Here is a 12053-nt window from a genome sequence, read left to right on the forward strand (position 1 = left end):
AAGTGGTGGAGGGAGCTGGATTCGAACCAGCGAAGGCTGAGCCGTCAGATTTACAGTCTGATCCCTTTGGCCGCTCGGGAACCCCTCCAATGCAACGCGGCAGATAATAGCAAACTTCTTATTTAAGTAAAGAAAAAAGCTAAAGAAAATTCAAATTTAGCCGATAAATACTTATTAATTAGTTAAATAGGCTAAAGTCTATGCAGATTGGTGATTTGTTAATCACGGAGAGCCAGTTAAAAACGAGGCTTAATGAAAGTGTGCACGATAACCGCCGAGGCGAGTTTGCACTTTTATTAGCAATGCTCTCTCATGACGCGCTTGATTTTAGTGAGTTTCACTTACCTAAAAGTGATGCAAGTGGTTACCAAGCTGATGAAGAGACCTTGCGAAAGCAATTTGGTGCGGGCCCAAAGCAGCCATTAGCGCCAGATACCTTTAATATGTTAATTGGCAAAAATAACACGGAACTTTTAGCAAAAATGGGAAGCGCTATAGGGATGAGTGATATAAAGTTAACTCAGTGCTTAAAGCCTGAACCGTTAAATATTCGAGATGATAAAAATCATATTCCGCTTAACGTGATTGATAATTGTGAACTGGCGGTACGTCGGCGAATTAAAAACAGTGATATGCCGCTCTCAAATATGCAAATGGATGCCGCAGCATTTTATGATGATTTACAAAATGAAGCCCTCCACCAGCCATTACATTTGTTTAGTGCCTAATTAAATTACATTAAATGCTGTTTTTTAAGCGCCATTAGATTGTAATAAACTGTGTTTATATTAGTGGTTTTGTAGGTACTTTATTTTAATAACCGATTTAATATAAAAAAAGCATCCAAAATTTAAATGCAATTGCTATAATGGCGCAAATGGTATGACATTAAATGCCATTATCATTAAACCAAGGTAATTAGGAACGTAATGAAGAAAACATTCACGCTGAATCATGAGAAAATCAAATACCCTCGTATGGTTGATGCTGCAAAGCATGAAGTGAAAAAATATTTGAAAAGAGAACGTAATAAAACTTTACCTGTTGATGCCGACTACTGGGCATTTGATTGTAAGTTTGGTAACACGGCTGAAGAGGCCCAAGTGGTTCACGTTGCTGAAATTAACAATCACATCAGTGAAATTGAAAAGCAAGGTTTAACCTCTTTCTACTTAGAGATTTTAGCAAGACCTGCACAGCGTCAAGACTTCGATGAAGATGATGACGAATAAAACGCTAAGTTGCGTTTAGTGTAGTTTTTGAAAATGGGCCAAGTGGCCCATTTTTTGTGGTTGTTACTTATACACTATGACACTTTTTATACTTTTTATTACTGCCGCAAGGACAAGTATCATTGCGTTTCACTTTGATATCAGCAACCGGTGTGATCTCACCATCAAGGTATCGCCACTGTTCATCTTCTTTAATAAACTTTGAATGCTCAGCCAGCTCGCAATACAAGTCTTGATAAAAGTAATGGGCTTTAAACTTTACAAACCCTGTTTCATCATTATAACCAGAATCTAATACGGTTAAGTTTATAAAGCGGCAACTAGTTGCAAAGTCCTTAATTTCTGATAGTGAGTTTTCAGCTTGCTTTTCTTTTGCGTAACTTTCACGAACAAAAGCCGCGTTTTTAACCGCATATGCACTGTAGCGAGCACGCATAAGTTGCTCAGGTGTTTGTGGCTGTTTGGTTTTTAAATGAAAAGGTTCACAGCAATCAGCATAAAGTTGCTGACTGCCACAAAAACATAGTAGGGCGTTAGAGGTCATATTAAATGTACTGTGTATTAAAACGCTAGTTTACCAAGCTTATTGCGTTAGTGAAATCTCAGCTTGAGCGCTTTTTTTGCTAAAGCAATACAGCTTAGTGCGTGTATGGCTCAGATTTAATGATAACTGTGATAGTTGCTGATTATTTATTATGTCGGTCCAGGTGATCACCGCTGCAAAATTTCCATTGTGAAGTGCAGAACTTAAAACATACTCTATATTAACTAAATGTTTTTGGCGTATAACTAATAATTTACTGGTATCAATTGAACATGAATCAAGTAACGCTTTACTAGGTACATGGTCTGGCGCAATTAAAAGTGTCCATGCATTTAAGCTATTGTATTGGTGTAATACTTTTAATAATTCAAACGTCGCTGAAATCTCATCTTCAATTTGTACAACGTTAACACAATCAGATTGGTCATCTTGTTGGTAGCTCTTAACTGTTCTTACGGTAATAGGCTGTAACATAATCGTCTCACTCACTGGGTTTTTATACAGTACATGTATACAGTAGTTTATACAGTTGTTTGGTGCAAGTGTTTTTTGCTATTTTTTTGTACAGTTATTCAGCTGAGCACGATAATGAAACTATTTAAAAATAAATAGTTCATATATAACAATAGATTATAATTTTTGGGGATGAATACTTTTGACGGTAGCTTTTTAATCTATAACTAAATAAATCTTGAAATGCATGAGGTATACAGTAGTTTAAAAATTAAGCGTTGTTGCATTTAACTTATAAAACGCTTAATCAATTTACAGATAGAATGAGTTACTAGGTAGTAAAACTATTTTTCGTGACTTATAGGGATCAAATGTGAAAATTGTAACTGATGAATTTGTTCATATAAGCTGGCGGCATAACACTGGGCGTCTTTAAGTCGTTTGGTACTAATGTGTTTGCGTATATCGCTCATTGCCTCTATTGCTGGCTCATATCCTTGGCTACTAGCTAAGCTGAGCCACGCAGCCCCATGAAATACACTTTGTGGCACACCTTGGCCTTTAATGAAAAATAGCCCTAAGTAAAACTGTGCACGATAGTTTCCTGCCATTGCTGCTAAACGCATCCATTTTGCGGCTAAGGCGCCTTGTTCATTTTTAAGGTAATAAAGAGCTTTATTTAATGTGTCTTGATCGGTGTTTTTAGAGCTCGCAGGGGGATTTGCATCGCTTGGTTGCGTTACAAAAGAAAGAATGTTGTCTAATTGTTGCTCTAAGTCTTGGCCACTTGGTGTCGTTTTGATCATGCTACTTCGTTTGTTATTTTAATCACTTAGCTAGTTTAGTATATAGCAAGGTAAAATGTCCTGTAAAAAGTTATTTTTATGCTAAAATCTCGCCACTTTTTACAACCACAAGTTTATTATGCTCGAAGCCTTATTCAAAATCCGTGCAAATGATTCTTCGGTTCGCCGTGAATGTATTGCCGGTATGACTACATTTATTACGATGGTTTATATCGTATTCGTTAACCCAGCTATGCTTGCAGAAGCAGGCATGGACCAAGGTGCTGCCTTTGTTGCAACCTGTATTGCCGCTGCAATAGGGTGTTTTATTATGGGGTTGTGGGCCAATTATCCATTGGCATTGGCACCGGGTATGGGATTAAATGCATTTTTTACCTATGGCGTGGTGTTAGGTATGGGCTATAGCTGGCAAGCAGCGCTGGGCGCGGTGTTTATGTCAGGGTGTATATTTTTAATATTAAGCTTATTTAAGGTGCGAGAGTGGATTATTAATGCAATCCCCCTGGTGCTCAAACAAGCAATAGCAACCGGTATTGGTGCATTCTTGGCACTTATTGCGCTGAAAAGTGCTGGTATTATTGTATCAAGCCCAGCAACACTTGTGCAGCTAGGCGATATAACGTCACCGGGTCCGCTATTAGCTATTTTTAGTTTTTTTATTATTGCGGCATTACTTTATCGTGACTTTAAAAGCGGCGTGCTTATTAGTATTTTACTCGTTACCGCGATAGCAGTGTCGATGGGATTAGTTGAATATCATGGTGTTGTTGCAATGCCACCTTCAATAATGCCGACTTTTATGCAACTTGATTTTAGTGCTGCTTTTGAACTGTCTATGTTGAGTGTTATTTTTGCGTTTCTATTTGTTGATTTATTTGATACCTCAGGCACGTTGGTAGCGGTTACTCAAAAAGCGGGTCTAGCAGATAAAAACGGCAATATGCCGCGCTTAGGTCGCGCATTAAGCGCTGATAGCACTGCAACCATTGCCGGTGCAATGCTGGGAACTTCAACAACAACTTCTTATATAGAATCTGTAGCGGGAGTATCAGTGGGGGGCCGAACGGGCTTAACGGCTGTAGTTGTAGGTTGCTGCTTTTTATTAATGATGTTTTTTGCACCTTTGGCACAAATGGTACCCGCATACGCAACAGCAGGGGCAATCTTATATGTATCCGTTCTAATGCTACAAAACTTAAAGTTTGTAAACTGGGATGATATGACTGATGCAATTCCAGTGAGTGTTGTATTGTTAATGACTCCATTGACCTTTTCGATTGCACACGGTATTGCACTGGGTTTTATTTCTTATACAGCGGTTAAAGTACTGTGTGGTAAAAGAGATCAGGTAAGTATTAGTGTTTGGATTTTAACGGCACTGTTTATTATTAAGTTTGCATTTTTATCTTAATGCTTTTGTTAAATAGCTAGATTTAGTTTGGGTATGTAAATTTATATAGTGACCAAATTTCAGTTATAAAAAAGCCCATACAGTTGTATGGGCTTTTTTATTAGGTAATGGATTACCATTTCTTTTTCGGTGCAAACAGTACGTCTAAATCATCTTGCTCTTGTTCGTTCTTTTTCTTCAATGATGTAGCGTTTGATGCCTTTAATTCAGTGCTTATTGTTTCTAGATAGCCTTCAACTTCAACTCGTTTTGCAGTAATGTAATCATCATTAAATGACACACTGTTAAGTGTGGCAGCTGCTTTTTCAAAGTACTGCCTAGCAGAGCCTACCATACCGGCTGTTTGAGCTGCTAGACCACGTTTTATCTGGCTTTCAATGTTGATTCTTAGTTGTAGCTTCTCAAGGCGTTTGTCTTCTGCAATAAACGCTTGGCTGTCAACTTTCCCTTTGTTGTGCTCAGAACGGATAATAGTACGGAGCTTTTTTATACCCTGTATTAGTGATATCAGTTGCTTGTCATTACCTGGTAAAACAAAACCATCCGAGCCGTCTTGAATCGGATTTTGTAGTCGCTCTTTTGCTTCTTTTAAGCGGTTTTTTAGTCCGCTACCACCGCTTGAAATAGACACCATATTACTTAGCGCATCATGAATACGACGTTGTAATATTCGCTGAGTTGCTTCTGAAAGTGGGATATTAGCGCTATTCATTAACGCCTCTTCAGTTTCTTCAATGATAGCTTTTTGTTTTGTTAGCTCTTTACGTCGTTCAGCTTCTTGTTTTTCTTTGTGTTGTTGAACAGCACTAACCCACAGTGCAATGACGATAAGCGCAACAATTAATACAATTATAATGGAAACGATCATGTTATAATTCTCAAATTCTTAACCTTATTATCTAATCTTACATTAAATATATAAAAGGTGGGAAACTTTGCGCCGATTAACTAAAAAAAACACCATGCATAAAGCGTTTAAATCTTAATGTGTTATGTTTTGTTTGCTGATAATCATTGCTATCTCAACTTTATTTATTGTGTTAACCTGAAATTTCAATAAATTAATTGTTACATTGTGTAACCTTAATCAGCCTTTTATATAGTTACCTATTAATTAGGGTGCGCTTTTATCTGTCAATGTGAATTATAACGAAACTACATAGCCATGAAATTACAACAACTTAGATATATCGTAGAAGTTCAAAATCATAAATTAAATGTTTCAGCTACCGCTGAGAGTTTATTTACCTCCCAGCCTGGTATTTCTAAGCAAGTACGTATGTTAGAAGATGAACTAGGTGTACAAATTTTTGGCCGTAGTGGTAAACATTTAACTCACGTTACAGGTGCTGGCGAAGAAATCATTAACATATCGCGAGAAATACTCTCAAAAGTTGAGGGCATTAAAGCGGTTGCTAATGAACATACGCTGCCCGATCAAGGTAAACTTAATATTGCGACTACGCACACCCAAGCACGTTATGCGTTACCAAGCGTAATTCAAGGCTTTACCCAAAAATACCCAGCAGTGTCACTGCATATGCACCAAGGTACGCCGCAGCAAATATCGGATGCAGCTGCGCGCGGTGATGCAGATTTTGCGATTGCTACTGAAGCACTGCACTTATATTCAGATTTAGTTATGTTGCCTTGTTATCACTGGAATCGCAGTATTGTGGTTGCTAAAGATCACCTCCTTGCGAAAAAAGTCGATAACTTAACGGTGGCAGATATAGCGCAGTATCCTTTGATCACTTATGTATTTGGTTTTACTGGTCGCTCAGAGCTTGATAAAGCATTTAACGCCTATGGGCTTGAGCCACATATTGTATTTACCGCAACCGATGCCGATGTTATTAAAACGTATGTGCGCCTGGGATTAGGTGTCGGTGTGGTTGCATCTATGGCAATTGATCAGGTAAACGACAACGACTTAGTGTGCATTGATGCTAGCCATTTATTTGAAGCAAGCACCACTAAGATTGGTTTTAGAAAAGGTAGCTTTTTACGTACCTACATGTATGACTTTATCGAACGTTTTGCACCGCATTTAACCAAAGAGCGAGTAGAGCGAGCAAGTTTGCTGCGTAATCAAGACGATGTTGATAAATTATTTGCTGATATCGAATTGCCAGTTAAATAACCGCCATAAACAGTAATGAAAAAGCCGCTTAGTTTTGCAACTAAGCGGCTTTTTTTTATGCTATCTAATTAGCACTCGATAATGTTAACAGCTAATCCACCGCGAGCGGTTTCTTTGTATTTTGTTTTCATATCGTTACCGGTATCGAGCATGGTTTTAATTACTTTATCAAGCGATACTTTTTGTTCTCCACTACCGCGAATAGCAAGACGAGAAGCATTAATTGCTTTAATAGCGCCCATTGCATTACGCTCAATACAAGGTACCTGCACTAAGCCGCCCACTGGATCGCAGGTCAATCCTAAGTTATGTTCCATGCCAATTTCAGCGGCATTTTCTACGTGTACCACGTTACCACCAACAATTTCAGTCAGCGCACCAGCAGCCATTGAACAGGCAACACCAACTTCACCTTGGCAACCCACTTCAGCACCTGAGATAGAGGCATTTTTTTTGTATAAAATACCAATAGCGGCCGCGGTTAATAAATACCGAGTAGCAATGTCGCGATCAACTTCTTTGATAAAAGTATGATAGTACATTAATACGGCTGGTAGGATACCAGCTGCACCATTTGTTGGTGCAGTAACCACACGACCGCCTGCTGCATTTTCTTCATTCACTGCTAATGCGAATAAATCAACCCAATCCATAGCACGAAGTGGATCGTTACTCACTTCTACATTGAGCTTTAAATATAAGCTTGGTGCACGGCGTTTTACTTTCAAACCACCAGGTAAAATACCTTCGGTACGCATACCACGTTCAATACAGGCTTTCATTACTTGCCAAATATTAAATAATTCATCTTTTATGGCTTCTTCACTGCGTAAGGTTTTTTCGTTTTTCATCATTAACGTTGATACGCTGTAACCCGACTCTTTACACATTTCGAGTAATTCTTTAGCCGTTCCAAACGGGAACGGGGCAGGGTTTTCTTCGCGAATATCTAAGGCCGCTTGTTTTTCTTTTTCAAACTCTTCATCTGTAACAATAAACCCGCCACCAATAGAGTAGTAAACTTTGCTATATACTTTTTCGCCATTGTTATAGGCAATAATTTCCATTGCGTTGGAATGTTTAGGGAGTGTTTTTCTACGATGAAAAACAATAGCGCCTTGTTTAGGGAATTTAGCTTTATGAGTTTGGTTTAGATAAATAACCTGCTCATTTTCTATTTTTGCTAAAATATCGTCCACTAAATCGGCATCAATGGTTTCAGGGTCATAACCGGCTAGGCCAAGGATCACTGCTTTTCCCGAACCATGACCAACACCTGTTTGCCCCAGTGAGCCGTAAAGCTCTACTTTTACATCGGTTACATTTGCTAATAGTTGTTGCTCATCTAGGTCATTAACAAATAAGCGTGATGCACGCATTGGGCCGACGGTATGTGACGATGAGGGGCCAATACCAATGCTAAACATGTCAAATGCACTGATCATAATGTGTGTCTCTACTTAGTTTTCTCAGCATTAAGCTGTTCTTTGAACGGTCGACTATAATAACGTGGAAATGCAGGTGTGTAACCCTTATTAGCAAAGATTTAAACTGGTATGGCGAGTTGTTTTGTAAAGTTTTTAATAATGCTGGCTGTGGCACCCCACAAAAGCCCGTGAGGAGTGATAAAGCCATTTAAAGTTAGGGCTTTTCCATTACGTTCAAAGGGGATTGGTTGCCAATTAGCTTCGTTGTTCAGTGCTTTTATAGAGAGTAAAAAGCTGGCTTGTACTTCGTTATGATCGTTCTCCCATACCGTTTCTTTTTTAATTAAGCCCACAAAAGGACGTATAGTAAATCCAGTAAGGGTAGAGTATTCCGGCAGCTGGCCTAAAACTTGAACATTATGCGGGGGAATGTTTAGCTCCTCATGTAATTCACGCAGTGCCGTGGTGCGCAGGTTAACATCATTAATTTCAAATTTACCACCCGGTAAACAAATCTCCCCAGGGTGGTGATGTAAATAGGTTGGCCGCTTACACAATAAAACATGTGCTTCGTTATCTATATCAATCAAAGGTAGCATCACTGCACTGGTGCGCTTTTTTTTATTATCTTTGAGCTGATCCACGGCTAAACTGCGGTTTAATTGAAAACGAGCCGAAATGGTTTCACTATTCAAAGCGACCTTCATTTAATATAGGGAGTATTTTATTTACTTTATCGTATGTTTCTTGATATTCCAATTCGACTTTTGAATCAGCAACAATGCCACCGCCAGCCCAACAATGTATTTGCTGATGATGAGTAACTAAAGTTCGAATGGTAATACTGGTATCCATATTACCGCAGGCGCTAATATAGCCAATAGAGCCACAATAAATACTGCGTCTGTGTGGCTCCAGCTCTTCTATTATTTCCATTGCGCGCACTTTTGGTGCCCCGGTAATAGACCCTCCAGGGAATGCAGCTTCAAGTTGATCGACTGCTGTTTTTCCTTCATCAAGGATGGATGTAACTGTACTTACCAAATGGTGTACTGCCGGAAAGCTTTCAATAGCAAATAAAGAAGGTACAACAACAGAGCCCGGTTTTGCGACTTTACCTAAATCATTCCGTAACAGATCCACTATCATTACATTTTCAGCACGGTCTTTACTGGAGTTTGCCAGTAATGTGGCTTGTTTGGCATCTTCTAAAGCATCGGCTTTACGTGGTAGCGTGCCTTTAATAGGTTTTGTTTCTACCTTGTTGTCGTGCACTGCAATAAAACGCTCGGGTGATATTGATAAAATAGCGCCTTGCGGATGATTTATAAAACTAGAAAAAGGCGCTTTATTGGCCTGCGTTAATTTAACATAGGCCGCCCAAGGAGACCCTTGGTAATGTGCGCTAAAACGCTGCGCTAGGTTAATTTGATAACAATCACCACTTTTTAAGTATTCTTCAATCGCGACAAACTTTTCGCTATAACTCCTCTGACTCATATTTGACTGCCACTGTGATGTAAGCGAAAAGCTTTCATGTTTAGGTGGTTGCGCTAAATATTGCTGATACAGCGAGAGACGATTTACATTGGGCTGCGAAACATAAAACCAACTATCCAGTTGTTTATCGTAAATGAGTGCATCAAGGTAAAGTCCAACGGCCATTTGCGGTAAATCAATGTCGTTAAGAGCGTTGCTTGGTAGTTGCTCTATGGTACGCCCTAAGTCATAACCAAAATAACCAAGCCAGCCACCGTTAAAGGGTAAATTGTGGGCGGCTTTTGTTGTATCGAGCTTTGCTAATTCATCGTTCATTATTTCAAAGCAGCTTTTAGCACTCGCTTGGTTATTAAAAACGGTTAGATTATTTTTAACTTCCAGAGTGCTTTGAGGCTCAATAGCAATTATGTCAAAACGACTGTTAATGTGATCGCTATCACCCGAATCTAGCAAAATGGCGTAGGGCAAATGAGCAAAATGCGAAAATACCTCTATACAATTTTGTGATATGGCTAATTCAACACAATTTTTTTTATTGTTTAGCATTTACTATCCCTTTAAGAACTGGCTCGAAACGGGCTGGGAGGGTATCATAAGTCAAATTTATTTGGCAGCGTTTAGTGAGCGCTGTGGTTGAAAACAGTTCGAACCACCGTCACGGGTTTGATATCGCTTACGTGCAGCGTGCGTAACAACAACTTAAGGAACCACTATGAGTACAATTCGTCAGCAAGACTTTATTGATAGCATTGAAGATGCTTTGCAATATATCTCGTTTTACCACCCTCTTGATTTTGTTCAAGCGCTAGAAAAAGCGTATAACAAAGAGCAAAGCAAAGCCGCTAAAGATGCGATTGCACAAATCTTAATTAACTCGCGTATGTCGGCAGAAGGTAAGCGTCCGCTGTGCCAGGATACTGGGATCATCACCTGTTTCGTAAAAGTAGGTATGGATGTTAATTGGGATAAAACCGACTTAACAGTACAACAAATGGTTGATGAGGGGACGCGTCGTGCGTACTTAAATCCAGATAACCCATTGCGTGCATCGATTGTTGCCGACCCTGCGGGAACACGTAAAAATACTAAAGATAATACGCCATCAGTGGTACACATTGACTTAGTTGCAGGCGATAAAGTTGAAGTGATGGTGGCTGCTAAGGGTGGTGGCTCAGAGAACAAAAGTAAAATGGTGATGTTAAACCCATCTGACGATGTGGCCGAGTGGGTAGAAAAAACGTTACCAACAATGGGGGCGGGTTGGTGTCCACCAGGTATGCTAGGCATAGGTATTGGTGGCACTGCAGAAAAAGCAGCGGTAATGGCGAAAGAGTCATTAATGGATCCGGTTGATATTCATGAACTCATTGAGCGCGGCGCAGAAACAACAGAAGAAAAGCTGCGTTTAGAAATTTTTGAACGTGCGAATAAATTAGGTATTGGTGCGCAAGGTCTTGGCGGTTTAACCACGGTTGTTGATATTAAAATTAAAACGGCGCCAACTCACGCGGCTTCAAAGCCAGTGGTTATGATCCCAAATTGTGCTGCTACGCGCCACGTTCACTTTACGCTTGATGGTTCAGGCCCTGCGAATTTAAAAGCACCTAAATTAGAAGACTGGCCAGAAGTGACATTCGAAGTCGGTGAGGGCACACGCCGTGTTAATTTAGATACCCTTACTAAAGAAGACACTAAAGAATGGAAAATGGGTGAAACCGTTTTACTCTCAGGTACTATTTTAACGGGTCGAGATGCTGCTCATAAGCGTCTGCAAGATATGATCAACTCAGGGGAAGGTTTACCTGAAGGTGTTGATTTTGATAACAAGTTTATTTACTACGTTGGTCCTGTGGATGCAGTAGGCGATGAAGCAGTAGGTCCTGCTGGCCCGACAACGGCTACTCGTATGGACAAATTTACTGACATGATGTTAGAAAAAACAGGCATCGTGGGAATGATTGGCAAAGCTGAGCGTGGCCCTGCAACGGTTGAGTCTATTAAAAAGCATCAGTCAGTGTATTTAATGGCTGTAGGCGGTGCGGCTTATCTAGTATCTAAAGCAATTAAAAAAGCACGTGTTGTTGCCTTTGAAGATTTAGGTATGGAAGCTATCTACGAATTTGAAGTAGAAGATATGCCAGTAACGGTTGCCGTTGACAGCGAAGGTGAAAATGCTCACACCCAAGGTCCTGCAATTTGGAAAGCAAAAATTGAAGAACTAGACAGTAAAATGAAGTAAGTTTTCTGTATAAACAGCAATCATAAAAGCGAGCACCCCGTGCTCGTTTTTTTATTTTTAAAATTTGCAGATACTTAAACACCTCAGACCAGTTTATACTGCGCAGACAGATATTATATAACCCATTGTATTTTATGATGTAGTGTTCTTTTTCAAGATGTACTATTAAGTTTACATATAAATTCAAAGTGACGTTCACGTAAGCGTAAACTTTAATCGCGATGACGTTTTTAGCTTTTATACTTAATAACATAATTATTATTAAATTTTTTATGCTTATTTATCGCGATAAACCGTT

12 protein-coding genes and 1 tRNA gene are annotated in these 12053 nt (G+C 39.4%); 5 read left to right on the top strand and 8 right to left on the bottom strand.

All coding sequences use genetic code 11. From position 1 onward, the window contains the following. Positions 1 to 3: 3 nt before the first annotated feature. Positions 4 to 88 (bottom strand) — tRNA-Tyr (locus tag AN392_RS12530). Between the two features lie 112 nt (positions 89 to 200). Here AN392_RS12530 and AN392_RS12535 point away from each other — a divergent pair. Next, the gene (locus tag AN392_RS12535; protein ID WP_010388511.1) at positions 201 to 728 is read left to right on the top strand and encodes a VC2046/SO_2500 family protein; all 528 of its coding nucleotides are present in this window, start codon (positions 201 to 203) and stop codon (positions 726 to 728) included. A 201-nt stretch (positions 729 to 929) separates the two neighbouring features. Beyond that, positions 930 to 1232, top strand: a complete 303-nt coding sequence (locus AN392_RS12540; RefSeq protein ID WP_010388513.1) for a DUF6172 family protein — start codon at positions 930 to 932, stop codon at positions 1230 to 1232. A 67-nt stretch (positions 1233 to 1299) separates the two neighbouring features. Here AN392_RS12540 and AN392_RS12545 read toward each other — a convergent pair whose 3' ends face one another. The 3 genes from AN392_RS12545 to AN392_RS12555 all read right to left on the bottom strand — a co-directional run bounded on the left by AN392_RS12545 (position 1300) and on the right by AN392_RS12555 (position 3035). Further along, complete coding sequence (locus AN392_RS12545; protein WP_010388514.1) at positions 1300 to 1776, bottom strand: YchJ family protein; 477 nt, start codon at positions 1774 to 1776, stop codon at positions 1300 to 1302. Positions 1777 to 1815: 39 nt separating this feature from the next. Continuing rightward, on the bottom strand, positions 1816 to 2250 hold the full coding sequence (locus AN392_RS12550) for a SulA-like leucine-rich domain-containing protein (RefSeq protein ID WP_010388516.1): 435 nt from the start codon (positions 2248 to 2250) through the stop codon (positions 1816 to 1818). Between the two features lie 323 nt (positions 2251 to 2573). Further along, complete coding sequence (locus AN392_RS12555) at positions 2574 to 3035, bottom strand: tetratricopeptide repeat protein (RefSeq protein ID WP_010388519.1); 462 nt, start codon at positions 3033 to 3035, stop codon at positions 2574 to 2576. Positions 3036 to 3153: 118 nt separating this feature from the next. Between AN392_RS12555 and AN392_RS12560 the strand changes: the two genes are divergently transcribed. Next, positions 3154 to 4446 carry an NCS2 family permease gene (locus AN392_RS12560; protein WP_010388521.1) on the top strand — a complete coding sequence of 431 codons (1293 nt, stop codon included), beginning with the start codon at positions 3154 to 3156 and terminating at the stop codon, positions 4444 to 4446. 112 nt (positions 4447 to 4558) lie between these two features. On the opposite strand, the gene AN392_RS12565 is transcribed toward AN392_RS12560, so the two are convergent. Continuing rightward, positions 4559 to 5314: a hypothetical protein gene (locus AN392_RS12565; RefSeq protein ID WP_010388524.1), complete on the bottom strand. Its 756-nt coding sequence runs from the start codon at positions 5312 to 5314 to the stop codon at positions 4559 to 4561. A 297-nt stretch (positions 5315 to 5611) separates the two neighbouring features. Between AN392_RS12565 and cysB the strand changes: the two genes are divergently transcribed. Beyond that, complete coding sequence (gene cysB, locus AN392_RS12570; protein WP_055012912.1) at positions 5612 to 6589, top strand: HTH-type transcriptional regulator CysB; 978 nt, start codon at positions 5612 to 5614, stop codon at positions 6587 to 6589. Positions 6590 to 6657: 68 nt separating this feature from the next. On the opposite strand, the gene AN392_RS12575 is transcribed toward cysB, so the two are convergent. The 3 genes from AN392_RS12575 to pabB all read right to left on the bottom strand — a co-directional run bounded on the left by AN392_RS12575 (position 6658) and on the right by pabB (position 10062). Next, positions 6658 to 8034 (bottom strand): L-serine ammonia-lyase, encoded by a 1377-nt coding sequence (locus tag AN392_RS12575; protein ID WP_054201138.1) that lies wholly within the window; start codon positions 8032 to 8034, stop codon positions 6658 to 6660. A 101-nt stretch (positions 8035 to 8135) separates the two neighbouring features. After that, on the bottom strand, positions 8136 to 8711 hold the full coding sequence (locus AN392_RS12580; protein WP_055012913.1) for a CoA pyrophosphatase: 576 nt from the start codon (positions 8709 to 8711) through the stop codon (positions 8136 to 8138). Next, positions 8704 to 10062 (bottom strand): aminodeoxychorismate synthase component I, encoded by a 1359-nt coding sequence (pabB, locus tag AN392_RS12585; protein WP_055012914.1) that lies wholly within the window; start codon positions 10060 to 10062, stop codon positions 8704 to 8706. The genes AN392_RS12580 and pabB overlap by 8 nt, the downstream gene beginning before the upstream one ends. 166 nt (positions 10063 to 10228) lie before the next feature. On the opposite strand from pabB, the gene AN392_RS12590 reads away from it, so the two are divergent. Further along, a complete protein-coding gene (locus AN392_RS12590) occupies positions 10229 to 11755 on the top strand; it encodes a fumarate hydratase (protein WP_010388533.1) in 1527 nt (508 codons plus the stop codon). Positions 11756 to 12053: the final 298 nt, after the last annotated feature.

The sequence above is a fragment of the Pseudoalteromonas sp. P1-16-1b genome (assembly GCF_001401785.1).
Lineage (GTDB): Bacteria > Pseudomonadota > Gammaproteobacteria > Enterobacterales > Alteromonadaceae > Pseudoalteromonas > Pseudoalteromonas undina.

Coding starts and splice junctions, on each gene's coding strand:
- AN392_RS12555 (WP_010388519.1), bottom strand. CDS start 3,035: ATGATCAAAACGACACCAAGTGGCCAAGACTTAGAGCAACAATTAGAC.
- AN392_RS12535 (WP_010388511.1), top strand. CDS start 201: ATGCAGATTGGTGATTTGTTAATCACGGAGAGCCAGTTAAAAACGAGG.
- cysB (WP_055012912.1), top strand. CDS start 5,612: ATGAAATTACAACAACTTAGATATATCGTAGAAGTTCAAAATCATAAA.
- pabB (WP_055012914.1), bottom strand. CDS start 10,062: ATGCTAAACAATAAAAAAAATTGTGTTGAATTAGCCATATCACAAAAT.
- AN392_RS12565 (WP_010388524.1), bottom strand. CDS start 5,314: ATGATCGTTTCCATTATAATTGTATTAATTGTTGCGCTTATCGTCATT.
- AN392_RS12540 (WP_010388513.1), top strand. CDS start 930: ATGAAGAAAACATTCACGCTGAATCATGAGAAAATCAAATACCCTCGT.
- AN392_RS12545 (WP_010388514.1), bottom strand. CDS start 1,776: ATGACCTCTAACGCCCTACTATGTTTTTGTGGCAGTCAGCAACTTTAT.
- AN392_RS12550 (WP_010388516.1), bottom strand. CDS start 2,250: ATGTTACAGCCTATTACCGTAAGAACAGTTAAGAGCTACCAACAAGAT.
- AN392_RS12590 (WP_010388533.1), top strand. CDS start 10,229: ATGAGTACAATTCGTCAGCAAGACTTTATTGATAGCATTGAAGATGCT.
- AN392_RS12575 (WP_054201138.1), bottom strand. CDS start 8,034: ATGATCAGTGCATTTGACATGTTTAGCATTGGTATTGGCCCCTCATCG.
- AN392_RS12560 (WP_010388521.1), top strand. CDS start 3,154: ATGCTCGAAGCCTTATTCAAAATCCGTGCAAATGATTCTTCGGTTCGC.